A 23,894-nucleotide genomic window follows, 5' to 3' on the forward strand; every position below is an offset into this window, starting at 1 on the left:
AACGCCTATAGACCTGACCCTCGCCCCGTTGACCACCCTCTCTGCTTTATGGGTGTTCTCTCTCCTCCTCTTTCCCTGCCTGCGTCCTACGTCTTTATCTGTTTAAATTTTTTTGCACAATAACTGCACATTTATGATTTAAATCACACCCGTATGACTCTCTTTTCCGTAGTGTGATCCCGCCTGCGGCAGCCAAGCCGGGGCAACCGTCCCATCAGGAGTGATGGACGGTACAACAACAAAAATCGATGTCAGGCCAAGCTGAACATCACAAGGGATCCCGTTATGAATCAATCATTGCCGCTGTTAACACCGCTGCGGGGCATCGCTGCTCTGATGGTGGTGCTGTTCCATGCCCGCTTGCTGCTCTTTCCCCAGTGGATGGAGTCGCTCGCAGGCCACACCCAACTCATCGAGAATGGCTACCTCTGGGTCGACCTGTTCTTTATTTTGAGCGGCGTGGTGCTGGCCCATGTCTATGGCGAGGCCTTCACCCGCACGCCACGTACCGTGAGCTATGGCCGTTTTCTCTGGCTGCGGCTGACCCGCGTCTACCCCCTCTATCTGGTGACCCTGCTGCTGCTGGTCGGCTGGGAGCTTTACAAGGCGCAGCACGGGGTGGGCTTCTACGCCGGCCCCTTGTTCAAGATGTGGGAGTGGGAAGGGATGCCCCCCTTCGGCTCCCCCTTCACCCCGGCCGAGGCGTTGCCGAGCGCCTTCCTGCTGCTACAGGTGGTGACCGATCACGGGCTGACCTGGAACTTCGCAGCCTGGTCGCTCAGCGTGGAGTGGATCAGCTACCTGCTGTTCCCGCTGCTGATTCCGCTCGCGGTCACCCGCAGTCGCTGGAGCCATCTCGCCCCCCTGCTGGCGCTGACGGTGCTGGCCTTTATCGTGCACAGTCGCGGCACCCTGGATGTCACCAGCGGCGCCTTGGCGGTGGGGCGCGGGGTGAGTGAATTTGTGCTCGGCCTCTGGCTGCTGCCGAGGGTCAAGGCCGCAAAAGGCTTGCCCATGATGAAGCGAGATCTGCCGCTGCTGGTCGCCTTTGTGCTGCCCTTCGCGCTGATGCAGTTCACCATGACGCCGCAGCTGACACTGCTGCTGATCGCCTCCTACGTGCTGCTGATCTGGATTGCCGCCTGCCAAGGCGATCGCCAAAGCCCGCTGCTGCACCTCCTGGATAACCGCTTCACCAACTGGCTGGGGGATCTCTCCTACTCCATCTACCTGCTCCATGCGCTGGTGCTGCTCACCGGCTGCGAGCTCATCCACTATCTGGCGCCGGGGATCACCGAATGGTGGTATGGCCAGACCAACCCGCTGCTGGGGGTGGTGGCAACCTTGCTGATGCTGGCGGTGCTGATCGGCCTCTCGGCGCTGAGCTACAACCTGCTGGAGCGGCCACTGCAACGGCGCCTGCGCCGCTGGGGTAAGGCTCGCCAACCGGTGCTGGAGCAAGCCGGCTAACCCGTTTTCGCCCGCTGATTGCCTCGCAGAGGTTAGGCCAACCTCTGCGGGCAAATCCGCGAGTGCTCTCCCCCTGCCGATAATTGAGTGGCTCATGCCAGCGCCCTCCTCCCTTACCCTCCACCTGCCAATCCCCTTCGCTTCGTGTGAATTCCTGTTCGAACCGGAGGGGGCATTTGTGGCATAATGCCCTGTCGTGTGGCCCTTGGCGGGGCTGTGTTGGCGCATCTGTCGCCTCTTCTTCCCCGTCCTACCCGGCAGCCCTGCGTGACTGCCTGACATCACTGCTTCCAGAAGCAGCCAAGGCCACCTATTTTTGCGGCTCTTTACATGACGGTAGATGGCCGCGCATTGACCAAGATGGCTCCCGCAGAGCCTCTGCACACGGTGCACAAACAAGGGGTAAGTATGTCTTCCATTCGTCTGACCCAATACAGCCACGGCGCTGGCTGTGGCTGCAAAATCTCTCCCAAGGTGCTCGACACCATTCTCAAGAGCCAGATCCCGGGCTTCAACGACCCGACCCTGATCGTTGGCAACAGCAGCAAGGATGACGCGGCCGTGGTCGATATCGGCAACGGTCAGGGCATTGTCTCCACCACCGACTTCTTCATGCCCATCGTCGATGACCCCTTCACCTTTGGCCGCATCGCCGCCACCAATGCCATCAGCGATATCTACGCCATGGGCGGCAAGCCCATCGTTGCCATTGCCATCCTTGGCTGGCCCATCAATACCCTGGCGCCGGAAGTGGCCCAGCAGGTGATCGACGGCGGCCGTCAGGTGTGCCACGAAGCGGGGATTTCGCTGGCCGGTGGTCACAGTATCGATGCCCCCGAGCCCATCTTCGGCCTTGCAGTCACCGGTATCGTGCCCCTTGACGCCATCAAGCAGAACGACACCGCCAAGGTGGGTGACACCCTCTATCTGACCAAGCCCCTCGGCATCGGTATCCTCACCACCGCCCAGAAGAAGGGCAAGCTGAAGCCTGAACACGAGCAACTGGCCCCCAACGCCATGTGCACTCTCAACAAGATTGGCCAGCGCTTTGCCGAGCTGCCGGGTGTCCACGCCATGACCGACGTCACCGGTTTTGGTCTGGCGGGCCATCTGCTGGAGATGTGCGAGGGATCCAATGTCAGCGCCCGCCTCGACTTCAAGGCGCTGCCGCTGCTGGACGAGGTGGATTACTACCTCGCCGAGGGCTGCGTACCGGGCGGGACCCTGCGCAACCACGACTCCTACGGCCACAAGCTCGATGCCATGGACGATCGCACCCGCAACATCATGTGCGATCCGCAAACCAGTGGCGGCCTGCTGGTCGCCGTGGGGAAAGAGAGCGAAGCCGAGCTGCTCGCCATCGCGCGCGAAGATGGCCTTGCGCTCTCGCCCATCGGCCAGATCAAGCCCCTTGAGGGCTCCCGCTTTATCGAGATTGTCCAATGAGTGAATTGCCACTGGCCACGGACTACGCCCAACTCTTTTTGGACGATGTGCCGTTGATTGATGTGCGCGCCCCCATCGAGTTCAAGGAGGGGGCCTTCCCCTGCTCGACCAATCTGCCCTTGATGACAGACGATGAGCGCGCCCAGGTGGGGACCTGCTTCAAGAAGCAGGGTCAGGCCGCCGCCATTGAGCTTGGACACAAGCTGGTGGGGGGAGCAGTACGTGCCGAGCGACTCGAAGGCTGGCTGGCGCAGTTGCGCCAGCAGCCCGATGCCGTGCTCTACTGCTTTCGCGGCGGCCTGCGCTCGCAAACCGTACAACAGTGGCTGGCTGAAGCGGGGATGACTCGCCCCCGCGTCGCCGGGGGCTACAAGGAGCTGCGCCGTTTCCTGATCGACACCCAGGACAAGGCCTCTGCCGAGTGTCACTGGAGCGTGCTGACCGGCATGACCGGCTCCGGCAAGACCCATATGCTCGATCAGGTGACCCAGGCGGTGGATCTGGAGGGGCACGCCCATCACAGGGGCTCCTCCTTCGGTCAACTGCCCGGCGGCCAGCCCAGCAACATCAACTTTGAAAACAACCTCGCCATCGAACTGCTCAAGCGCCGCCATCGCGGCGAGCAGACCTTCGTGGTCGAGGACGAGAGCCGCCTGATCGGCCGCTGCTGCCTGCCCCTCTCCCTCCATGAGGCCATGAGTCAGGCACCGCTGGTGGTGGTGGACGTTCCGCAAATCGCTCGGGCCGAGCAGATCCGTGAAGATTACGTGCACGATCTCTGGCTGCGCTATCAAGCCATGTATGGCCAGGAATCCGGCTGGCCGCTGTTTGCTGCCTACCTCACCGATGCGCTGGCCCGCCTCAAGCGCCGCCTCGGCGATCAGGCCCACCGCGAGCTGGATGCCCTGATGCAAACCGCCCTCACCGAGCAGGAAAAGAGCGGCGATACCGCGCTGCATCTGGCCTGGATCACGTTGCTGCTGACCCGCTACTACGACCCCATGTATCTCTATCAGCTTGGCAACAAGCAAGAGCGCATCGTGTTTCGCGGTGACAAGCAGGCCTGCCTCGACTATTTCGCCGAGCAGCATGCCAGCGCGCTGCGCGGCTGACCCATCCCAAGAGAGGAACTCTATGTTGAAATTCGAGGTGATCCCGGTCACCCAGTTCGCCCAAAACTGCTCCCTCATCTGGTGTGACGAGACCCATCAGGCGGCCCTGATCGATCCGGGCGGCGAAGCGGACAAACTGCTGGCCGCCATCGCCAAGCGTGGCCTGACCCTGACTCACATCCTGCTGACCCACGGTCATCTGGATCATGTGGGTGCCGCCGCCGAACTGCGGGAAAAAACCGGCGTCGCCATTACCGGCCCCCACAAGGAGGACGCCTTCTGGCTCGACATGCTGCCCCAGCAGAGCCAGATGTTCGGCTTCGCCCATACCCCCGCCTTCACGCCGGATCGCTGGCTTGAGCAGGGTGACAAGGTGCAGCTTGGCCAGTGCGAGCTGGATGTCTACTTCTGCCCCGGCCACACCCCGGGCCATATCGTGCTGCTCTCCCAAGCCGAGCAGCTCGCCTGGGTTGGCGACGTGCTCTTTGCCGGCAGCATCGGCCGCACCGACTTCCCCCGTGGCGATCACGGGACGCTGATAAAGTCGATCACCAAGACCCTGCTGCCGCTGGGTGACGAGATCGTCTTTATCCCGGGCCACGGCCCCAGCTCCACCTTCGGCCGCGAGAAGGCGAGCAACCCCTACCTGACCCAGCCTATCTGGTGATCAAAAAAGGCAGCGGTTTCCGCTGCCTTTTTCACTCTTCCTCTATTCCCGCTAGCACCAGCCAAATTGATCGCTTGGCCAGATCGGCAGCCACGTCATTGCCTCTCTCTGAATGTCGCCCGATAAAAAATCCCCACCCGAGGGTGGGGATTGATTCATAGGTGCAACAATAAGTGCGCTTATTGTTCCAAAAGGTGACCGACCAGCTCATGGCGCCACCCTTGCAGCAGCATGGGTTTGTCGGCACGGGCACGCTCCGCATCTCCCATCCGCCAGCTCCAGGTGAAGTACTGGTGGATGATCTTCTTGCTGGCAATCAGCTCGGGCGGAATGTTGCTCGCTTTGGCCTTCTCCTCCACCAGCGCCTTGATCCGCTTGAGCTCGCCCTTGTACTGGGGATAGTCCACCAGCCGGCGAATGGGCTCGGGCCAGCTGTCGGGATCGCTCTGCTGCGCCTTGGCAACGATATCGAGCATCCGCTTGCCGTGGATCTTGATCTCGATGGGCGAGAGGCCGAGCTCGTTGAGATCGCGCAGGGAAGCGGCACGGCGCTCCGCTACCTTGAACAGGTGCAGCTCTTTGACCACAAAGTTCAGAGCCAGATCGCGGCGCACCGCCTCCTGCTGGCGCCAGGCGGCCAGTTCACGCAGGATGGCCAGCTCGCGGCGCCCCAGTTGCCAGGCGTTGACGATATCGAGATAGGCCTGACGGGGATCGCTGCCCTGGGTCTTGCGGGCGGAGTGGCTGTGGCACTCCTGCTCGAACCAGGCAAACTTGCCGCTTTCACGCAACTTGGCCATCACCTTCTCGTAGAGCGGCATCAGGTAGAAGACGTCAGCCGCTGCATATTCAAGCTGACGCGGGGTCAGCGGACGGGCCAGCCAGTCGGTACGGGCCTGATCCTTCTCCAGCTCCACGCCGAGGAACTCCTTGACCAGCGCGCCGAAACCGACCGATACGCCGTGGCCGAGGAACGCGGCAGCCAGCTGGGTGTCGTGCATCTGGTTGGGCAGATGGCCGGCCTGATGCTGGATCAGCTCCAGATCTTCACCGGAGGCGTGCAAAATGGCGATCTGCCCTGCCCGGCCAAGCCGCTGCCAGAGCGGTGCCAGATCGAGAGTAAGCGGGTCGAGCAGCGCCAGTTGCTGGCCGTCATAGATCTGAAACAGGCCAAGCTGGGGATAATAGGTGCGGGTGCGAACGAATTCAGTATCGATAGCCAGGGGAACGTCGGCCAGAGAAGCGAGATACTGCTCAAGTTCGGCTTGCTGAGTGATAAGTTGATATTGCATCTGTGCCTGCGCGGTTGATCAGGGCCAAAAAGAAAAAACCGTGGGATGACCCACGGTTTTGCATCACTGCGACACACCAGAAAGCCGGTGCAACGCCTTACTGCTTGGCAATCTCCTCGTCACGCAGTACGCGGCGCAGGATCTTGCCCACATTGGTCTTGGGAAGTTCGTCACGAAATTCTACCAGTTTCGGCACCTTATAGGCAGTCAGATGTTTGCGGCAGTGGGCAATAATCTCGTCCTCCTGCAGCTTTGGATCTTTCTTGACCACAAAGATCTTCACCAGCTCGCCGGAGACTTTGTGTGGCACGCCGACCGCGGCCACTTCCAGCACTTTCGGATGGAGCGCCACCACATCTTCGATCTCGTTGGGATAGACGTTGAAACCGGAGACCAGGATCATGTCCTTCTTGCGATCAACGATCTTGAAGAAGCCCTGCTCGTCGCACACGGCGATATCACCGGTACAGAGCCAGCCATCCTGCATCACTTCGGCAGTGGCCTCGGGGCGCTGCCAGTAGCCGACCATCACCTGCGGGCCGCGAACCTGCATTTCGCCCGGGGTACCGAATTCGTGGATCACCTGACCGTTGTCATCCACCAGACGGATATCGGTGGAGCAGACCGGCAGGCCGATGGAGCCGTTGTAATCGCTCAGATCGTAAGGGCAGACGCTCACCAGCGGTGAGCACTCGGTCAGGCCGTAACCTTCCAGCAGCGGGGTGCCGGTCAGCTTCTTCCACTGCTCCGCCACTGCGCGTTGCACCGCCATGCCGCCACCGATGGTGAGCTTGAGCTTGTCAAAAGCGATGCTCTGGAACTCGGCATTGTTGACCAGGGCGTTGAACAGGGTGTTCACACCGGTGATGCAGGTGAAGGGGTATTTCTTGATCTCTTTGACAAAACCCGGGATATCGCGCGGGTTGCTGATCAGCAGGTTGTAACCGCCAAGGCGCATAAAGAGCAGGCAGTTCACGGTCAGTGCGAAGACGTGGTAGAGCGGCAAGGCGGTAACCACAAACTCCTTGCCCCGCTCCAGCATGGGGCCATAGACGCCGAGGCACTGCTCGACGTTGGCAATCATGTTGCGGTGAGTCAGCATGGCCCCCTTGGAGAGACCGGTAGTACCGCCGGTGTACTGCAGGAAGGCGAGATCTTCGCAGGCAATCTCCGGCTTGATGTACTGCTGATAACGCCCTTTGGCCAGCGCCTGGCGCATGGTGGTGGCGTGCGGCAGGTTGTATTTGGGTACCAGCTTCTTGACGTATTTCACCACGAAGTTGACCAGGGTGCCCTTGGCCAGACCCAGGTTGTCACCCATGCGGGTCAGGATGACGTGCTTGACCGGGGTGTCGTAGACCACTTTTTCCAGGGTATGGGCGAAGTTGGAGACGATAACGATGGCCTTGGCACCGGAGTCCTTGAGCTGGTGCTCCAGCTCGCGCGGGGTATAGAGCGGGTTGACGTTGACCACTATCATGCCGGCACGCAGGATGCCAAACACGGCGATGGGGTATTGCAGCAGGTTTGGCATCATCACCGCGACCCGATCACCCTTCTCCAGCTTCAGCTCGTTTTGCAGGTAGGCAGCAAAGGCGCGGGACTGCTCTTCCAGTCGGCGGTAGGTGATGGTCTGCCCCATGTTGACGAAAGCGGGCTGGTCGGCGAACTGGCTCACTGAGGATTCAAACATCTCGACCAGCGAGCTGAACTGCTCCGGATTGATCTCGGCGGGGACCCCTTGTGGATAACGCTTGAGCCAAACTTTTTCCACGAACTTCTCCTGCATAACTAGCACCTGTGCGCTCACTCTGTTGCCTCCGTCCCTGTTCACATCGATTTCAATCAACTGTTTTAAGCACGTACTCTAATGCCGCCCATATTTACACAGCGCAACATCAATTAACAGCAAATTAACAACGGAAAAATGTGAGGGGGATGACAAACCTGGAATTATAGAAAGCCGGTGATTCTACCGAACTTGACAAAAATTTACGATACAAACGGCGGTTGCTGCGCCATTTTCCATATGAAAATGGTGATTTCCCGGCAAAATCACCTGCTCTATCTGCCTGAAGGCCCCCTGTCGCAACTGCCACTGAGCCTCCAGCTCGGCAAATCCCTGTTCACCGCGAATAAAGAGCACCGGGCAGCAGATTGCCTTGATCAGCGCCTGCGCCTGTCCCTCGCTCATTCTGAGCGGCGAGAGATCCCGCAAGCGGGGATCGCTGCGCCACTGCCAGCGCCCTGCCCGCTCCTCGAGTTGCCGCTCGCAGATAAGGCGCGCCGCCTCAGGCGTGATATCTGCCACCTTGCAGCGCGCCGCGACCGCTTCATCGATGGAGGCAAAGCCAGCCGCGCTTCGCTCGCGGGTGCGGCTGCGATTGAGGATCGCTCTCTTTATCTGGGCGGGAACCGCCTCGTCAGGCTGCGTGAGCGGCCCGAGCCCCTCCAGCAGAACAAGCCGCTCTATCTGTTCGGGGAACACGCCAGCATAGGCAGAAGCGATGAGGGCGCCAAGGGAGTGGCCCAGCAGGATGAAACGGGACCAGCCTGCGGTTTGGGTGATCTGGTAAAGATCGTCGAGCCAGTCCACAAAGACATAGGGCACGATCTTGTGATCGGAGTGACCATGCCCCGGCAGATCGACACACACCAGATGAAAATCATCGAGATACGGCGCAAGAGGCAGAAAGCTGGCACCATTGTCGAGCCAACCATGCAGGGCTATCAACAGGGGTTTTTGTGGCAACTCGGGAGCCACTTGCCGGTTCTCGAGCAAAGCCACCCGGCGGCCATCCGCCAGGGTGACGAAACGCTCTTGCATCGGGGTACTCAATGCCTGCTCCTAGCGATGGAGTGGCCGTCTTGGCCAGAAGGGATCGTAAAAGGGGTCGTAGAAGTAGGGATCCACATAGCGAACCTCCACCTCCTTGACCGGCGGCCACAACTTGCTGCCCGTTACATTGAGCACCGAGAAGCGATAGTTGTGCTCGCCAATCTGGCTGTCCACCGGTTTACCGATAGTGCCGAGCACCGTCAGGCTGCGCCCCTTGGCATAGAGGGTCGGGTCGACAAAGCCCTTCATGATGGCCAGAAAGCGCCCCGGGCTCTGCTCGGTCTGCTCCGGCACGCCGTTGGCCTGCAGCGGCAGATAGACCACCTCGATGACACTCTGATCCGCCTTGTTGTGCACCGCGGAAATGATGCCGCTCCAGCGGGCAGGCTTGCCTTCCATACCGCCGAGGGCCGGCTGATAGGCCACCAGCTGGTTCTCCGGTTGATAGACCAGCTCCTTGGGCACCGTACTGCAGGCCCCGAGCAGCAGGGCTGTCGCCCCAATCACCATCGCACGTTTCAACATGTCACTCTCCTCTCGCCGAACGGCCTCAAGGCCACGACACAACCCATGACAGGGCGAGTCTCGGTGGCAGAGGCGACATGAAAGTCATGGCGCCTTTGCCCTTATTCGCGACCCGGCAGCTTTTTCCAGGTCACCTTGTCACGCAAATATACCGGGGTCGCCTGCTCGACCGCTACCGCTTCACCCGCCAGCCAGGCGGTGCGGGCCAGCGGCAACATGTCTTCTGCGGCCGGGAAACGCACCTGGCTGACCACCAGTTCGTCGGCAAGGCCCTTGAGGGTCTCACCATAGGTCTCAAAACCGGTGCCGACACAGGTAAAACAGCCAGAGTGCTTGCCACGGGCTTCCACCAGCGCGGCCGGGCCACTCACCACCTCTTCACCCACCAACTGGATACGACCATCGATCAGCTCGTAGTGACCGAAATAGACCTCGTCCATGCGCGCATCGATGGCGGTAAGCACCCGCTCGGCCCCTTCCAGCCGATGAGCCCCTTGCGCCATGGCCGCCAGAGTGGAGATGCCAATCAGCGGCACACCAGCACCAAACGCCAGCCCTTGTGCGACGCCGATACCGATCCGCACGCCGGTAAAGGAGCCCGGGCCACGGCCAAAAGCGATGGCATCGAGCTTGTCCAAGGTTATCCCCGCTTCATCCAACAGAGCCTGAACCATCGGCAGGATCTTGCGGGTATGATCCCGTGGCGCCTCCTCCCAACGGGAGAATACCTTGTCGCCCACCAGCAAGGCGGCGGAGCAGGCTTCGGTGGCGGTATCAACGGCCAGGATCTTCAACTCGTTCATGCTTTCCAATCTCTATAAAATCAGTCAATTACATAACGGGCAAGCGAGAGATGCTCGCCCGTTGTTCAAATCGTTTGTTAGCGACAATCCCCCGCCTGAACGGCTGCGACAGGCCATATGTCAGGCGGGTATATTCAACTGCGGTCAAAAAAATTGCCCAGCGTCGCCAGCTCGCGGGTTCGCGGAATGGCGGGCAAACTCTTGATGAAGGTGGCGCCGTAGGGTTTGTTGACCATGCGCGGATCACAGATAACCAGTATGCCGTGATCACTGCGATCACGAATAAGCCGCCCTACCCCCTGTTTGAGCGCAATCACCGCCTTGGGCAGCTGAAGTTCGGCAAAGGGATCGCCCCCCTTTAACTTGCAATCCTCCACTCGTGCCTTGAGCTGAGGGTCATCGGGGCTCGCAAAGGGAAGCTTGTCGATGATAACACAGGAGAGCGCAGCGCCTCGCACGTCGATCCCCTCCCAGAAGCTGCTGGTGGCCACCAGCACGGCGCGGCCATTCTCGACAAACTCCTTGAGCAGCCGCTGCTTGTTGTCCTCTCCCTGCAACAAGACGGTACGGCCAATCTCCCGACGCAGCACCTCGGCCACCTGACGCATCACCTGATGGCTGGTGCAGAGGAAGAAACAGCCCCCCGGCGTCTTGTTGATCAGCGGGATCATCAGATTGGCCAGCTGCTCACCGCGGCCAAAGGCGTTGGGCTCGGGCAGGAAACGCGGCACGCAGAGCCGCGCCTGCTCGCCATAATCAAACGGGCTGTCGAGGATTAGTTCGGCGCTGCCCGCCAGTCCCAGCTCGGCCTTGAAGTGATCGAAACGCTGATCGACAGTCAGCGTGGCAGAGGTAAAGACCCAGGCCACCTCAGGGCGCAGCACCTCGGAGCCAAAGCGCTCGGCTACCGAGAGCGGGGTCAGGTTGAGGGTAAAGTGCAGCCGTGAGCAGTCATACCAGTAGGAGAATCCGGTCTGATTGACCGCCAGCACCTCGCCAAGGCGGGTGCGCAGTTCACTGATGCGCTCGAAGGCGTGATCCAGCTGTTCACCCCGCCCCAGCGCCAGCTTCAGCACTTCATAGCAGAGCCCGATGGCATCGTTAAGACGAGCCAGTGCCTGGCCCCAGAGCGGCTGACGCAGCATGTCGCGGGTATTGCCGCGCCCACCATCCACGCCGAAAGCGAGCCGCAGATCCTGACTGGCGATGGCAAGCCGATCAGCCGCCTTGCCGAGTTGGGCCATATCGTGAGCTTCAGCCCGATAGGCGAGCTGGATATCCTGTGCCAAATCCAGAATGGTACGGCTGCCCACCGACTTGCCAAAGTAGCTGGTAGCGATCTCCGGCAGCTGATGGGCTTCATCAAACACATAGACCTGAGCTTCCGGTACCAGCTCGCCAAATCCGGTGTCTTTGACCGCCATATCGGCGAAGAAGAGGTGATGATTGATCACCACCACCTGGGCGTCCATGGCGCGGCGGCGGGCCACCACCAGATGGCAGTCGTCGTAATAGGGGCAATCCCGACCGAGGCAGTTTTCATTGGTGCTGGTGACATGAGCCAGGATTTCGGCGTTCTCCTGCAGCCCCGGAATATCCCCCACGTCGCCGTTGTCGGTGGCAGTAGACCAGGACTTCACCTTGACCAGATCATTGAGCACTTCCGGCTTTTGCAGATGAGATTCACTCAAGAGCCGGTTCATCCGCTCGATGCACAAATAGTTGCTGCGCCCCTTGAGCAGGGCCACCGGCGGGGTATAAGAGAGCGCGCCAGTGATGGTCGGGAGATCCCGATAGAAGAGCTGCTCCTGCAGGTTTTTGGAGCCGGTGCTGATCACGATCCGTTTGCCGGACTCCAGGGCAGGCACCAGATAAGCGTAGGTTTTGCCGGTACCGGTCCCCGCCTCCACCAGCAAGCGACCATGACTCTTGATGGCGCGGGCGACCGCCTCGGCCATCTCCAGCTGGGGAGCGCGAGCTTTGAAACCGTCGATATGGCTGGCCAGAGGGCCATCTGGCTTGAACAGGGTCTGGATGGTCAAAGGGGGGTCCCGCGGTCAAAGCGGCCATTATGCCAAAAGTGCGGCAAAAGCGGGACAGATAATCTGCTCAGACGAAGAGATCGATCTGGTGGTCGGGATCTGGCTTGTGATCACTCTCTTCCACCTTCTGCTGATCGTGCTTTTTCTGGCTATAAGCCTGCTCGCGCTGCTGGGAGTCACTGTTGTCAGTGCTGGTCTTGCGCAGCTGATGCTTCTTGCTGATCTGGTTCACTTCCCGCTTGATCTCTTCGCTGCCCGGGGTAGCGGGGGCCCGGGGCAAAATGGGGAACAACAGGTCCTGGCTGGGCATGATACGAACTCCTGCAAGGGGTTATTGTCTAGTTATCGACCAGAAAACCGTTTTCTCAACTTTAATCGACCAAATTACATTTTCCGGTTGCTTTTTCCGTCAAGGCAGGTAGTTTAAATCGGGCGTCAATTACGACATCTTATTTGTAAAGGATTGATTACATGCAGTTCACCAGCCTGAAGACTCATCACCACCATCATCATCCCGAATAGTCTTTCAGGAGGTTGACTGCTGGAAGACACGTTACTGGTGACTTCCAAAAGGACCGCAAGATTCATAAACCCTCGGAAGCACCCACTTCCGAGGGTTTTTTCGTTTTTGACTAGAAGGAAATCGAGCAATGGAAACACAACGTCTGCGTATCGCCATGCAAAAGTCCGGTCGTCTTAGCCAGGACTCCCAGGCCCTGTTCAAGAGCTGCGGCCTCAAGATCAACCTGCGCGAGCAGCGCCTTATCGCCCATGTCGAGAACATGCCCATCGATATCCTGCGGGTGCGCGATGACGACATCCCGGGGCTGGTAATGGAAGGGGTGGTCGACCTTGGTATCATCGGCGAGAACGTGCTGGAAGAGGTGCAGCTGATCCGCGCTTCTCAGGGTCAGCCCTTTGCGGTCAAAACCCTCAAGCAGCTCGACTTCGGTGGCTGCCGTCTCTCCCTGGCGGTACCGGAAGACGTAACCTACACCGGGCCAGAGAGCCTGGCCGGCAAACGCATCGCCACCTCCTATCCCGGGCTGCTCAAGCGTTTCTTTGACGAAAAGGGTCTTGGCTTCAAGAGCGTGATGCTGGGCGGCTCGGTGGAAGTGGCGCCCCGCGCGGGTCTCGCAGATGCCATCTGCGATCTGGTCTCCACCGGAGCGACCCTGGAAGCCAATGGTCTGAAAGAAGTAGAGGTGATCTACCGCTCCAAAGCGGTGCTGGTACAGGCCCCCAACCCCTTGTCCGATGCCAAGCAGAAGATCATCGACACCCTGCTGCCCCGCATTCAGGGGATGCAGCAGGCGCGCGAGAGCAAGTACATCATGCTGCACGCCCCCAAAGACAAGCTCGATGCCATCACCGATCTGCTGCCGGGTGCCGAGCGCCCCACCATCATGCAACTGGCCGGTGACACCAATCAGGTGGCCCTGCACGTTGTATCCAGCGAGACCCTGTTCTGGGAGACCATGGAGCAGCTCAAGGCCCTCGGTGCCAGCTCCATTCTGGTGCTGCCCATCGAAAAGATGATGGAATAAGGAAGGGATATCATGCAGACCCTGATCTGGAAGACCCTCTCCCCTGCCCAGCAGGCCGACGTGCTGACACGACCAGCCCTCAATGACGAGGCCGATATTGGCGCCGTGGTCAAAGAGATCATCACAGCGGTGCGAAGCCGTGGCGATGAGGCCCTGCGCGAGCTGAGCCAGCGCTTCGAGCGCGCCCCCCGTGAACAGCTACGCGTTAGTGAAGATGAGATTGAAGCCGCCTGCTCGCGGCTGGATGACGGCATCAAAAGCGCCATCGAAGCGGCCATTGCCAATATTCGCACCTTCCACGCCGCGCAACTGCAGCAGGTAGTGCGGGTGGAAACCCAACCCGGGGTGGTGTGTGAGCTGCGAACCCAGCCCATCAGCCGGGTCGGTCTCTATGTGCCGGGGGGCAGCGCACCGCTCCCTTCCACCGTGATGATGCTGGCCATTCCGGCTGCGATCGCCGGTTGCCGGGAAGTGGTGCTCTGCACCCCGTCCCCCGCCAGCGACGAGATCCTGTTTGCCGCCCGCGCCTGCGGGGTCGAGAAGGTGTTCGCCATTGGCGGCGCCCAAGCCATCGCCGCCATGGCTTACGGCACCGAGAGCATTCCCAAGGTGGACAAGATCTTCGGCCCGGGCAACGCCTATGTGACCGAAGCAAAGGGGCAGGTTTCCCGCGACTGGCGCGGCGCCGCCATCGACATGCCCGCCGGCCCCTCCGAGGTGCTGGTCATTGCCGACGAGAGCGCCAACCCGGCCTTCGTGGCGGCGGATCTGCTCTCCCAGGCCGAGCACGGCCCCGACAGTCAGGTGGTGCTGGTGACCACCTCGCCGCTGCTGGCCGATGCCATCGCAGGGGAGATCAAGAGCCAACTGGCCAAGTTGAGCCGCCGGAATATCGCCGCGCAGGCGCTCGGCTCAAGTCTGGTGATCCTCTGCGATGCTCTGGCCGAGGCGTGTGCCATCTCCAACGCCTATGCGCCGGAGCACCTGATCGTTCAGACCCGCGCCCCGCGTGATCTGCTGGATAAACTCGAGAACGCCGGTTCCATCTTCCTGGGTGCATGGACACCGGAATCAGTCGGCGATTACGCCAGCGGCACCAACCACACCCTGCCTACCTATGGCTATGCCCGTACCTGTTCCAGCCTTGGCCTTGCCGATTATCAGCGCCGCTACACGGTGCAGGAGCTGAGCGCCGAAGGCATTCGCGGCCTTGGCCCTATCGTCGAGCGCATCGCCCAGGCCGAGGGGCTCGATGGCCACAAAAATGCCGTCACCATCAGGTTGAATGCCTTGGCCACCGCGCCCCAACCAACAGCACAGCAGAAGGATTTGTCATGAGCATTGCCAATCTGGCGCGCCGCGTGGTGCGGGCCCTCACCCCTTATCAATCCGCCCGCCGCATCGGCGGCAAGGGCCACGTCTGGCTCAACGCCAACGAGGCGCCGCAGGCCTATCCCTTCACCATCGAGGGGAACCGCCTCAACCGCTACCCCGAGTGCCAACCGGCCGAGGTGGTGAACAGCTATGCCGCCTATGCCGGGGTTAATCCGGATCAGGTACTGGTGAGCCGCGGCGCCGATGAGGCCATCGAGCTCTTGATCCGCACCTTCTGTGAAGCGGGTGAAGATCAGATCCTCATCTGCCCGCCCACCTACGGCATGTACGCCATCAGCGCCGAGACCTGTGGCGTGGGCATCGTCGAACAGCCGCTGACCGCCAACCGTCAGCCCGACTGGCCCGCCATTGCCGATCGCCTCAGTGACGTGAAGCTGGTGTTTCTCTGCTCCCCCAACAATCCCACCGGGGATCTGGTGGGTCGCGACGGCCTCATCGCCCTGCTGGAAAAAGCGCGTGATCGCGCCATCGTGGTGGTGGACGAGGCCTATATCGAGTTCTGCCCCGAGGCGTCCGTGGTGGACCTGCTGGCCCGCTTCCCCAATCTGGTGGTGACCCGCACCCTCTCCAAGGCTTTTGCCCTGGCGGGTATCCGCTGTGGCTTTACTCTGGCAAGCCCAGAGGTGATCGCCATGCTGGCCAAGGTGATCGCCCCCTATCCCATCCCCGAGCCCATCGCCCAGATCGCGGCGCAGGCCCTCTCCCCCATTGGGCTGGAGCTGATGCAAGAGCGAGTGGTAGAGCTCAACAAGCAAAAAGCCGCCTTCAAGGCAGAGCTGGCCAAGCTTGCCTGCGTGAAGGAAGTATTCGAGGACAAGGGCAACTTCGTGCTGGTGCGCTTTGTGGATGGCGCCGCCGTCTTTGCCGCCATGAAGGCCGCCGGCATCATTCTGCGGGATTTCTCGACCAAACCCGGCCTTGATAACAGCATTCGCGTCACCATCGGCTATCAGGGCGAGATGGATGCCGTGCTGGCGGTATTGCGTGACCTGCCCTCTCCCTCTCTTTAAAACAAGGATGTAGCGATGAAGACCCCGTTTTTGTTTATCGACCGCGACGGCACCCTGATTGTAGAGCCGGTGACCGACAAGCAGGTGGATAGCCTCGCCAAGCTGCGCTTCGAACCCATGGTCATTCCGGTGCTGCGCGAGTTGCAGGCCGCCGGTTACGTGCTGGTGATGGTGACCAATCAGGATGGGTTGGGCACCGCCAGCCTGCCGCTGGAGAACTTCCAGCCACCCCACGACCTGATGATGCACCTGTTTGAATCGCAAGGAGTGAATTGGGAGCAGGTGCTGATCTGCCCCCACTTCCCCACCGACGGCTGCAGCTGCCGCAAGCCCCACCTCGGGCTGGTAAAGGAGTATCTCGCCTCCGGTCGCATCGACTTTGCCAACTCCTTCGTGATTGGTGATCGCCAGACCGATCTGCAGCTTGCCGAGAATATGGGCATTGGCGGTATTCGCTACCACCCGCAGGATCACGACTGGCTCGCCATCCGTGATCAGCTTCTGTCCAAGGGGCGCGTAGCCTCGGTGGAGCGCTACACCAAGGAGACCCGCATCCAGGCGGCAGTGGATTTAGACAAAAGCGGTGGCAACCAGATCGCCACCGGCATCGGCTTCTTTGATCACATGCTGGATCAGATCGCCACCCACGCCGGTTTCCAGCTCAAGCTGAACGTCAGCGGCGATCTGCATATCGACGATCACCACACGGTGGAAGATGTGGGGCTGGCGCTGGGCCAGGCGCTGCGTCAGGCCCTTGGCAACAAGCGCGGGATCGGCCGTTTCGGCTTCGTGTTGGCGATGGATGAGGTGCAGGCAGTGATCGATGCGCGCCCGCTGACCGAGCAGGAGGTGAGCACCGCGCTGGATCTCAGCGGTCGCCCCTACTTCGTGTTTGACTGCCCGAGCGGTTTTGGCCGCGACAAGGTGGGTGAGATGGCCACCGAGATGGTGCCCCACTTCTTCCGCTCCCTCTCGGATGCCATGGCCATCACATTGCAGATGAAGGTGGGCAGCGGCAATACCCACCATCAGGTAGAGGCGCTGTTCAAAGGCTTTGGCCGCGCCCTGCGTCAGGCTATTCGGGTGGAAGGGAGCGAACTTCCCTCCAGCAAGGGAGTGCTGTGATGGATGTGAGCAAGCAGACGCTGGTCATTATCGATACCGGTTGTGCAAATCTGGCCTCGGTCAGAATGGCGTTCGAGCGCCTCGGCGTGCAGCCGCTGGTCTCCAGCCAGGCCGCCGATATCGAGCAGGCGGACAAGCTGATCCTGCCCGGCGTCGGCACTGCGGTGGCCGCCATGAACAACCTCAATGAACGGGGGCTGGTGCCCCTTATTCGCGCCGCCAAGCAGCCGCTGCTGGGCTTTTGCCTCGGCATGCAGATGCTGGCAGAGGCCTCCGAAGAGAGCATGGGTACGGATGACTCGTCAGAGCGGCTTATCGACTGCCTTGGCATAGTGCCGGGCAAGATCAAGCTGATGGAGGTAGGCAATCTGCGCCTGCCCCATATGGGCTGGAACCAGATTGAGCATGACGAGACCCATCTTCTGCTCAAGGGGATCCCGAGCGGCAGCTACTTCTACTTCGTGCACTCCTATGCGCTGGAGGTGACCGAAGCGACGCTGGCGACCTGCGACTACGGCCAGCCGTTTACCGCCATCGTCGGTGGGGTTGCAGAGCACAGCAACTTCTTCGGCGCCCAATTCCACCCGGAGCGCTCAGGTGCAGCCGGTGCCCGTTTGCTACAAAATTTTCTGGAGCTGTGACTAGCATGATCATTCCCGCAATTGACCTTATCAACGGTCAGGTGGTTCGCCTCTATCAGGGGGACTACGAGCAGAAGACCGAATACAGCAGCAGCCCGCAAGCCCGCTTCGATGAATATGTCTCCCAGGGGGCGGTGCAGCTCCATCTGGTGGATCTGGACGGTGCCAAGGATGCCAAGGCGCGCCAGCTGCCCCTACTGACCCAACTGCTGTCGGCCACCGAAGCGCCGGTGCAGGTCGGCGGCGGCGTGCGCACCGAACAGGATGTGGCAGATCTGCTGGCCGCCGGTGCCAACCGGGTGGTGATTGGCTCCACCGCCGTCAAATCCCCGGATCTGGTGGCGAGCTGGATGGAGAAATATGGCCCCGAGCAGATCGTGCTGGCGCTAGACGTCAATATCGATGAGCAGGGCAATCGCCATATCGCGGTGGCAGGCTGGCAGGAGAACAGCGGCGTGACCATCGAGGTGCTGATCGAGCGCTTCCTCCCCGCCGGGCTCAAGCACGTGCTCTGCACCGACATCAGCCGTGACGGCACCCTGGCTGGCACCAATGTCGAGCTCTATCGTAATCTCTGCGCCCGCTACCCGAGCGTCGCCTTTCAGGCCTCCGGCGGCATTGGCGGCATCGCGGATATCGAGGCGCTCAAGGGCTCCGGCGTCAAGGGGATCATCCTTGGCCGCGCCCTGCTGGAGGGCAAGTTCTCGGTGGGTGACGCCATCGCCTGCTGGCAAACGCCCGCAGCCGTTACCACAGGAGGCAACTGATGCTGGCAAGACGCATTATCCCCTGCCTCGACGTGAAAGATGGCGTTGTGGTCAAGGGGGTGCAGTTTCGCAACCACGAGGTGATGGGCGGTATTGTCGAGCTGGCGCGCCGCTACGCCGAGGAAGGGGCCGACGAGCTGGTGTTCTATGACATCACCGCCTCCAGCGATGCGCGGGTGGTGGACAAGAGCTGGGTGAGCCGGGTAGCTGAGGTGATCGATATCCCCTTCTGCGTCGCCGGTGGCATCAAAAGCGTGGAAGATGCCCGCCAGATCCTCGAATTTGGTGCCGACAAGGTCTCCATCAACTCTCCGGCACTGGCCGATCCGACCCTCATCAGCCGACTGGCCGAGCGCTTTGGCGTGCAGTGCGTGGTGGTGGGCATTGACTCCTACTTCGACGCCGAGACGGGCCACTATCAGGTCAAACAGTTTACCGGTGACGAGAGCCGCACCCGCACCACCGCCTGGCATACCCTCGATTGGGTGCAGGAGGTGCAAAAACGCGGCGCAGGCGAAATCGTGCTGAACGTGATGAATCAGGACGGCATGCGTCAGGGCTATGACCTTGAACAGCTCAAACTGGTGCGCAGCGTCTGCAAGGTGCCGCTGATTGCCTCCGGCGGTGCCGGTGCCATGGCGCACTTTCGCGATGCATTTACCCTCGCCGATGTGGACGGGGCGCTGGCCGCCTCCGTGTTCCACAAGGGCCTTATCCCCATTCCCGAATTGAAACGCTGGCTGAAAACCGAAGGAGTCGCCATCCGTGAATAACTTCTCTGAAAATGCACAAACAACCGCCAGCGCGCGCCCCTTTGCCGAGCAGCTCGACTGGGAAAAGTGTGGTGGCATGATCCCCGCCATCGTCCAGCACGCCGCCAGCGGCGAGGTTCTGATGCAGGGCTTTATGACCCGCGAGGCGCTGGAAAAAACCCAGACCACCGGTCAGGTCACCTTCTTTAGCCGCAGCAAACAGCGACTGTGGACCAAGGGTGAAAGCTCGGGCAATGTGCTCCAACTCGTGGCCATCAGCACCGACTGCGATCAGGACTCCCTGCTGATCGCCGCCAACCCCGTCGGCCCCACCTGCCACAAGGGCACAACCTCCTGCTTCCATGGTCACCCGCTGCCGCCGCTCGGCTTTCTGGCGGAGCTGGAGCAGGTGCTGGCCGCCCGCAAAGGGGCCGATCCGGCCACCAGCTACACCGCCAGCCTCTACGGCAAAGGCACCAAGCGCATCGCCCAGAAGGTCGGTGAGGAAGGAGTGGAAGTGGCACTGGCCGCCATGGCCAAGGATCGGGAAGAGCTCATAAATGAATCCGCCGATCTGCTCTACCACCTGACCGTGCTGCTGCAAAATGAAGGGCTGGGATTGCAGGATGTGGTACAGCGACTTTATGAGCGGCATCAAAAATAGTGTTCATCAGCAAAGCCGGGATTAAAACCCCGGCTTTTTTACTTGTTTGCCACTCCTTACCACGCACGTTGTCATTCAGCTTCCATCATTCACAGAATGCAGAACTCAGCTGATTTCCTTCGATATCAGGACATGACAATAACTGTGTGATATACCGCAGATCCCTCACAAAATCCGCGAAAATTGAGGGGGATAGTGCTTAATTTAAAGCAGTTGATGGAAATGTTCGTCACTGTTCGAACTCCATCGTTTCTGCTCAAGGATGACCAGACAAACATGAAGGCTCCCTCCTTCTCTACCCGATTGCAGCACGAGCTGGATCACCTCAAATCCATCTTCAACGAGACGGGCGCCTACATGTTTACCAAGGATCTGGAGGGGCGCTACACCTATGCCAATCAGGCAGTCCTCGACCTGTTTGGTTGCTCACTGAGCGAGTTGCAGGGGCAGGATGACAGTGCCTTCTTCGATCTGCATATTTCGGATTCCATCTCCCGCAACGACCGGCTGGTACTGGAACAACAGGTTGCGATCGCCAGAGAAGAGGTGAACTACCTCAAACTCACCGGAGAAAAGCGGGTTTACTGGAGTGTAAAGAAACCGCTCTACGACGGTGAGGGACAACTTATCGGACTATGCGGCATCTCTACCGATATCACAGAGCAAAAACTGATAGAAGCCCGTCTGGCCGAGCAGCACCAGTTGTTGGAGATCATCCTCGCCAATGTCGATGCCCATATCTACATGAAGGACAGCCAGCACCGCTTTCTTTACGTCAATCAAAAGGTCTCCAATCTGCTTGGCCTTCCTGCCGAGCAGATCATCAACCGGCGCGATGATGAGGTGTTCCCGGCCGCCAGCGCCTGCCAGCTATGGCGGCTGGACAACCGGGTATTCGAAACGGGAGAACTGCAAGCCGGAGAAGAGACGCTGACCGATATTGAGGGCAATCAGCACTACTACTGGTCGGTCAAGGTGCCCTTTCTGCTGGGGGATGGCACCCCGACCCTGATCGGTATCTCCTCCGATATCACCGAACTGCACCAGCTCAAGGAGCAGCTGCACCAGCAGTCGGTGCGCGATGGCCTCACCGGCCTCTACAACCGCCGTTTCTTTTTCGAGATGTGCGAGAAGAACCTCAGTCTGGACATGCGCCACCACCTCACCTCGGTGCTGATGGTGTTGGACGTAGATCAGTTCAAGTGCATCAACGATCGCTTCGGCCATCCCCTGGGGGACAGGGCGCTGGTTCATCTGGGCAGGGTGATGCAATCGGTGCTGCGCAGCGAAGATGTGCTGGCTCGTATCGGTGGCGACGAGTTCGCCATTTTACTGCCCAACACCACCCTCCAGGCCGCAGCATCACTGGCCGAACGGCTGCGCCTGCAGGTGATGCAAAGCACGCTGCCCCTGCCCGATGGGGATGAGCTGGTCATCACCATCAGTGCCGGGCTGGTGGAAAATGGCGAGGGGGAGCTGATGGAGAGCCTCTACGCCCGCGCCGATCAAATGCTCTATCAGGCCAAACAGACCGGCCGCAACTGCGTCGCGTGCAAGGCGCGATAGCTGGCTGGCCAGTCAGGCTCTCCCACCGCCTTTTTTTGCACTTATCCCGATCTCTCGCTCCTATTGCACGCAGTTTTCACTCACGCGCCATTGGCGCCTAGCCCAGCTGTTTGCGCAGCACAAACTTTTGCACCTTGCCGGTCGAGGTCTTCGGCAACGGGGTGAAGATGATGCGCTTGGGCGCCTTGAAGTGGGCCATCTGCTCGCGACAAAAGGCGATAAGCTCGGCCTCGGTGGTCTCTCGCCCCTCTTTCAATTTCACGAAGGCGCAGGGCACCTCCCCCCACTTCTCATCAGGCATGGCGATCACCGCCGCTTCGTCTACATCGGGATGGCGATAGAGCACATCTTCCACCTCCAGACTGGAGATGTTCTCCCCGCCGGAGATGATGATGTCCTTGGATCTGTCCTTGATCTCCACATAACCGTCCGGGTGCCACACCGCCAGATCGCCACTGCGAAACCACCCCTCGGCCATCGCCTCGGCGCTGGCAGAAGGGTTCTTGAGATACCCCTTCATCACTACATTACCGCGCAGCACGATTTCGCCCATGGTTTTGCCATCTTTGGCCACCGGCTCGCCGCTGACCGGATTGATGACCCGCATCTCCCCCTGCAGGGGGGATGCTACCCCCTGCCGTGCCTTGAGACGCGACAGCGTGGTGGCATCTTGACCTTGCCAGCTTCGCTGCGGTTCGCACAACACGCAGGGGCCATAGGTTTCGGTGAGGCCATAGACGTGGGTCACGGCGATCCCCATCGCTTCCATACCGGCGATCACGGTGGCGGGGGGCGCAGCGCCAGCGGTCATCACCTTGATGGGGTGATCCAGCCCCTGCTTGAGCGCCGGATCGGCATTGTTGAGCATATTGAGCACGATGGGCGCAGCGCAGAAGTGGCTCACCTTGTGCTCGTGCAGCGCCTCATAAATGGCCACCGCCTGCACATGGCGCAGGCAGATGCTCACCCCGGCCGTGGCCGCCAGCGTCCAGGGGAAACACCAGCCGTTGCAGTGAAACATCGGCAAGGTCCAGAGATAGACGGTGTGTTTGGGTAGCTCCCAGGAGAGCACATTGTTGATGGCGTTGAGGTGGGCACCGCGATGGTGATAGACCACCCCCTTGGGATTGCCGGTGGTGCCGGAAGTGTAGTTGAGGGAGATGGCCTGCCACTCATCTTGCGGCAACCAGCCAGGCTCATCCCCATTCCCCTCTGCAAGAAACGCCTCATAGTCGAGGCCACTGACAAGCGCCCCCTCCTGGTAGAGGGGATCGTCGATGGCGATGACCAGCGGTTGACTCTCCAGCAGATCCAATGCCTTGCGCACCACGGCACCAAACTCCCTGTCCACCAGCACCACCTTGCTCTGGGCATGCTGGAAGATAAAGGCCATCGACTCGGCATCGAGGCGGGTATTGATGGTGTTGAGCACGGCGCCGCTCATGGGCACGCCGAAGTGCGCTTCAAACATCGCCGGGATATTGGGCGCGACGATGGAGACGGTATCCCCCTCCCCGATACCGCGAAGCCGCAGGGCCGAGGCCAGCTGGCGGCAACGGCGGGCGGTCTCGCCCCAGCTCTGGCGCAGCGGGCCGTGGATCAGCGCCGGATAGTCGGGGTAGACCCGCTCTGCCCGTCCCAGAAAGCTGATGGGGGTCAGCGCCTCGTAATTGGCGGGATTTTTTTCCAGATCGCGCTGATAGATGTTCTGCTCTGTCATCGGGTTCCTTCCTCGCAGGTAGCAAAAGCGGTGCGCTCCCGGGAGCGCCGGCAACCATCCTCTGGCATCCTGCCAGATGGTGCTCGTATCGGGGATCACAGCCTACCGCGAGGTAATGGCCACAGGTATTAGCAAAACGTCTTAGAGAGAGCCTCAACTAGGTGATGAAGAACGAGACAGCGAAGAGAAGCCTCTCACCGTGAGTAAAAGGCTCTTTGTTTTGGGATAGAGCTCAGTGGCGGATCCGCCCCTGCTGGCGGAAGCAGTAGAGTTTAAGGCTGATATCGGCGATATCGGCGGGAAGCTCCTCTCCCTGCTCGGCCAGGGGCCGGTAGAGGGATGAGAGCAGACGTTCGGCCTGCTGCACCGTGATGATGTTGGCCTGAATGGCCGGGGTGATCCAGCTGGGTAACATTGACATATCTCCCCCTCATTGCTCCGGTTCGGAGGTGGTCTCCTGTCTGGCGCGGCCCCTTGGTGCCTAACGCCCCACTCTCCTTACCCCAATCCA

The 23,894-nt window shown here is 60.5% G+C and carries 22 protein-coding genes and 1 other annotated feature; of the genes, 13 read left to right on the forward strand and 9 right to left on the reverse strand.

All coding sequences use genetic code 11. The annotated features are described in order from the left end of the window. Nucleotides 1-285 precede the first annotated feature (285 nt). The 4 genes from AAHA41_RS12130 to AAHA41_RS12145 all read left to right on the forward strand — a co-directional run bounded on the left by AAHA41_RS12130 (nucleotide 286) and on the right by AAHA41_RS12145 (nucleotide 4,695). A complete protein-coding gene (locus AAHA41_RS12130) occupies nucleotides 286-1,470 on the forward strand; it encodes an acyltransferase (protein ID WP_323069703.1) in 1,185 nt (394 codons plus the stop codon). A gap of 408 nt (nucleotides 1,471-1,878) precedes the next feature. Beyond that, on the forward strand, nucleotides 1,879-2,916 hold the full coding sequence (selD, locus tag AAHA41_RS12135; protein ID WP_323069704.1) for a selenide, water dikinase SelD: 1,038 nt from the start codon (nucleotides 1,879-1,881) through the stop codon (nucleotides 2,914-2,916). Continuing rightward, the gene (gene mnmH / locus AAHA41_RS12140; protein WP_323069705.1) at nucleotides 2,913-4,028 is read left to right on the forward strand and encodes a tRNA 2-selenouridine(34) synthase MnmH; all 1,116 of its coding nucleotides are present in this window, start codon (nucleotides 2,913-2,915) and stop codon (nucleotides 4,026-4,028) included. The genes selD and mnmH overlap by 4 nt, the downstream gene beginning before the upstream one ends. Nucleotides 4,029-4,050: 22 nt before the next feature. After that, nucleotides 4,051-4,695 carry an MBL fold metallo-hydrolase gene (locus tag AAHA41_RS12145; protein ID WP_323069706.1) on the forward strand — a complete coding sequence of 215 codons (645 nt, stop codon included), beginning with the start codon at nucleotides 4,051-4,053 and terminating at the stop codon, nucleotides 4,693-4,695. Nucleotides 4,696-4,874: 179 nt separating this feature from the next. Here the strand turns inward: AAHA41_RS12145 and rnd are convergent, their stop codons facing one another. From rnd to AAHA41_RS12180, 7 genes are all read right to left on the reverse strand, one after another. Continuing rightward, complete coding sequence (rnd, locus tag AAHA41_RS12150; protein WP_041207707.1) at nucleotides 4,875-5,987, reverse strand: ribonuclease D; 1,113 nt, start codon at nucleotides 5,985-5,987, stop codon at nucleotides 4,875-4,877. Nucleotides 5,988-6,084: 97 nt separating this feature from the next. Further along, nucleotides 6,085-7,761, reverse strand: coding sequence for a long-chain-fatty-acid--CoA ligase FadD (gene fadD / locus AAHA41_RS12155; RefSeq protein ID WP_108570586.1), 1,677 nt, complete (start codon nucleotides 7,759-7,761; stop codon nucleotides 6,085-6,087). Between the two features lie 198 nt (nucleotides 7,762-7,959). Next, complete coding sequence (locus tag AAHA41_RS12160) at nucleotides 7,960-8,826, reverse strand: alpha/beta hydrolase (protein WP_323069707.1); 867 nt, start codon at nucleotides 8,824-8,826, stop codon at nucleotides 7,960-7,962. A gap of 9 nt (nucleotides 8,827-8,835) precedes the next feature. Continuing rightward, complete coding sequence (locus AAHA41_RS12165; protein ID WP_041207704.1) at nucleotides 8,836-9,351, reverse strand: Slp family lipoprotein; 516 nt, start codon at nucleotides 9,349-9,351, stop codon at nucleotides 8,836-8,838. Between the two features lie 101 nt (nucleotides 9,352-9,452). After that, a complete protein-coding gene (tsaB, locus tag AAHA41_RS12170) occupies nucleotides 9,453-10,154 on the reverse strand; it encodes a tRNA (adenosine(37)-N6)-threonylcarbamoyltransferase complex dimerization subunit type 1 TsaB (protein WP_042030932.1) in 702 nt (233 codons plus the stop codon). A 134-nt stretch (nucleotides 10,155-10,288) separates the two neighbouring features. Next, nucleotides 10,289-12,196 (reverse strand): ATP-dependent DNA helicase, encoded by a 1,908-nt coding sequence (locus AAHA41_RS12175; protein WP_323069709.1) that lies wholly within the window; start codon nucleotides 12,194-12,196, stop codon nucleotides 10,289-10,291. 67 nt (nucleotides 12,197-12,263) lie between these two features. Next, complete coding sequence (locus AAHA41_RS12180; RefSeq protein ID WP_041207701.1) at nucleotides 12,264-12,506, reverse strand: hypothetical protein; 243 nt, start codon at nucleotides 12,504-12,506, stop codon at nucleotides 12,264-12,266. 187 nt (nucleotides 12,507-12,693) lie between these two features. Further along, nucleotides 12,694-12,818 (forward strand) — a sequence feature (His leader region). A gap of 28 nt (nucleotides 12,819-12,846) precedes the next feature. Here AAHA41_RS12180 and hisG point away from each other — a divergent pair. The 9 genes from hisG to AAHA41_RS12225 all read left to right on the forward strand — a co-directional run bounded on the left by hisG (nucleotide 12,847) and on the right by AAHA41_RS12225 (nucleotide 21,663). Continuing rightward, on the forward strand, nucleotides 12,847-13,743 hold the full coding sequence (gene hisG, locus AAHA41_RS12185) for an ATP phosphoribosyltransferase (protein WP_104014779.1): 897 nt from the start codon (nucleotides 12,847-12,849) through the stop codon (nucleotides 13,741-13,743). A 12-nt stretch (nucleotides 13,744-13,755) separates the two neighbouring features. Continuing rightward, nucleotides 13,756-15,081: a histidinol dehydrogenase gene (gene hisD, locus AAHA41_RS12190; protein ID WP_323069711.1), complete on the forward strand. Its 1,326-nt coding sequence runs from the start codon at nucleotides 13,756-13,758 to the stop codon at nucleotides 15,079-15,081. After that, the gene (gene hisC, locus AAHA41_RS12195; RefSeq protein WP_323069712.1) at nucleotides 15,078-16,148 is read left to right on the forward strand and encodes a histidinol-phosphate transaminase; all 1,071 of its coding nucleotides are present in this window, start codon (nucleotides 15,078-15,080) and stop codon (nucleotides 16,146-16,148) included. Before hisD ends, hisC begins: the two co-directional genes overlap by 4 nt. Before the next feature lie 15 nt (nucleotides 16,149-16,163). Next, on the forward strand, nucleotides 16,164-17,273 hold the full coding sequence (gene hisB / locus AAHA41_RS12200; RefSeq protein ID WP_323069713.1) for a bifunctional histidinol-phosphatase/imidazoleglycerol-phosphate dehydratase HisB: 1,110 nt from the start codon (nucleotides 16,164-16,166) through the stop codon (nucleotides 17,271-17,273). Next, nucleotides 17,273-17,914 (forward strand): imidazole glycerol phosphate synthase subunit HisH, encoded by a 642-nt coding sequence (hisH, locus tag AAHA41_RS12205; RefSeq protein ID WP_323069715.1) that lies wholly within the window; start codon nucleotides 17,273-17,275, stop codon nucleotides 17,912-17,914. Before hisB ends, hisH begins: the two co-directional genes overlap by 1 nt. A gap of 5 nt (nucleotides 17,915-17,919) precedes the next feature. After that, entirely contained in the window at nucleotides 17,920-18,681 is a 762-nt protein-coding gene (gene hisA / locus AAHA41_RS12210; protein ID WP_323069717.1) for a 1-(5-phosphoribosyl)-5-[(5-phosphoribosylamino)methylideneamino]imidazole-4-carboxamide isomerase, read from the forward strand. Continuing rightward, entirely contained in the window at nucleotides 18,681-19,454 is a 774-nt protein-coding gene (gene hisF / locus AAHA41_RS12215; RefSeq protein ID WP_101319952.1) for an imidazole glycerol phosphate synthase subunit HisF, read from the forward strand. Before hisA ends, hisF begins: the two co-directional genes overlap by 1 nt. After that, on the forward strand, nucleotides 19,447-20,097 hold the full coding sequence (hisIE, locus tag AAHA41_RS12220; RefSeq protein ID WP_323069719.1) for a bifunctional phosphoribosyl-AMP cyclohydrolase/phosphoribosyl-ATP diphosphatase HisIE: 651 nt from the start codon (nucleotides 19,447-19,449) through the stop codon (nucleotides 20,095-20,097). The genes hisF and hisIE overlap by 8 nt, the downstream gene beginning before the upstream one ends. 276 nt (nucleotides 20,098-20,373) lie before the next feature. Next, on the forward strand, nucleotides 20,374-21,663 hold the full coding sequence (locus tag AAHA41_RS12225) for a sensor domain-containing diguanylate cyclase (protein WP_323069720.1): 1,290 nt from the start codon (nucleotides 20,374-20,376) through the stop codon (nucleotides 21,661-21,663). 97 nt (nucleotides 21,664-21,760) lie between these two features. Here AAHA41_RS12225 and AAHA41_RS12230 read toward each other — a convergent pair whose 3' ends face one another. Both AAHA41_RS12230 and AAHA41_RS12235 read right to left on the reverse strand, forming a co-directional pair. After that, nucleotides 21,761-23,383: an acyl-CoA synthetase gene (locus tag AAHA41_RS12230; protein ID WP_323069722.1), complete on the reverse strand. Its 1,623-nt coding sequence runs from the start codon at nucleotides 23,381-23,383 to the stop codon at nucleotides 21,761-21,763. 232 nt (nucleotides 23,384-23,615) lie between these two features. Then, complete coding sequence (locus AAHA41_RS12235) at nucleotides 23,616-23,804, reverse strand: hypothetical protein (protein WP_323069723.1); 189 nt, start codon at nucleotides 23,802-23,804, stop codon at nucleotides 23,616-23,618. Nucleotides 23,805-23,894 lie beyond the last annotated feature (90 nt).

Origin of the sequence: Aeromonas sp. SER (assembly GCF_038739615.1) — a bacterium.
Lineage (GTDB): Bacteria > Pseudomonadota > Gammaproteobacteria > Enterobacterales > Aeromonadaceae > Aeromonas > Aeromonas jandaei.

Bases quoted from the DNA above. Each gene is read 5' to 3' on its own strand.
- AAHA41_RS12130 (WP_323069703.1), top strand. From the start codon at position 286: ATGAATCAATCATTGCCGCTGTTAACACCGCTGCGGGGCATCGCTGCT.
- selD (WP_323069704.1), top strand. From the start codon at position 1,879: ATGTCTTCCATTCGTCTGACCCAATACAGCCACGGCGCTGGCTGTGGC.
- mnmH (WP_323069705.1), top strand. From the start codon at position 2,913: ATGAGTGAATTGCCACTGGCCACGGACTACGCCCAACTCTTTTTGGAC.
- AAHA41_RS12145 (WP_323069706.1), top strand. From the start codon at position 4,051: ATGTTGAAATTCGAGGTGATCCCGGTCACCCAGTTCGCCCAAAACTGC.
- rnd (WP_041207707.1), bottom strand. From the start codon at position 5,987: ATGCAATATCAACTTATCACTCAGCAAGCCGAACTTGAGCAGTATCTC.
- AAHA41_RS12165 (WP_041207704.1), bottom strand. From the start codon at position 9,351: ATGTTGAAACGTGCGATGGTGATTGGGGCGACAGCCCTGCTGCTCGGG.
- tsaB (WP_042030932.1), bottom strand. From the start codon at position 10,154: ATGAACGAGTTGAAGATCCTGGCCGTTGATACCGCCACCGAAGCCTGC.
- AAHA41_RS12180 (WP_041207701.1), bottom strand. From the start codon at position 12,506: ATGCCCAGCCAGGACCTGTTGTTCCCCATTTTGCCCCGGGCCCCCGCT.
- hisG (WP_104014779.1), top strand. From the start codon at position 12,847: ATGGAAACACAACGTCTGCGTATCGCCATGCAAAAGTCCGGTCGTCTT.
- hisD (WP_323069711.1), top strand. From the start codon at position 13,756: ATGCAGACCCTGATCTGGAAGACCCTCTCCCCTGCCCAGCAGGCCGAC.
- hisC (WP_323069712.1), top strand. From the start codon at position 15,078: ATGAGCATTGCCAATCTGGCGCGCCGCGTGGTGCGGGCCCTCACCCCT.
- hisB (WP_323069713.1), top strand. From the start codon at position 16,164: ATGAAGACCCCGTTTTTGTTTATCGACCGCGACGGCACCCTGATTGTA.
- hisH (WP_323069715.1), top strand. From the start codon at position 17,273: ATGGATGTGAGCAAGCAGACGCTGGTCATTATCGATACCGGTTGTGCA.
- hisA (WP_323069717.1), top strand. From the start codon at position 17,920: ATGATCATTCCCGCAATTGACCTTATCAACGGTCAGGTGGTTCGCCTC.
- hisF (WP_101319952.1), top strand. From the start codon at position 18,681: ATGCTGGCAAGACGCATTATCCCCTGCCTCGACGTGAAAGATGGCGTT.
- AAHA41_RS12225 (WP_323069720.1), top strand. From the start codon at position 20,374: ATGAAGGCTCCCTCCTTCTCTACCCGATTGCAGCACGAGCTGGATCAC.
- AAHA41_RS12230 (WP_323069722.1), bottom strand. From the start codon at position 23,383: ATGACAGAGCAGAACATCTATCAGCGCGATCTGGAAAAAAATCCCGCC.
- AAHA41_RS12235 (WP_323069723.1), bottom strand. From the start codon at position 23,804: ATGTCAATGTTACCCAGCTGGATCACCCCGGCCATTCAGGCCAACATC.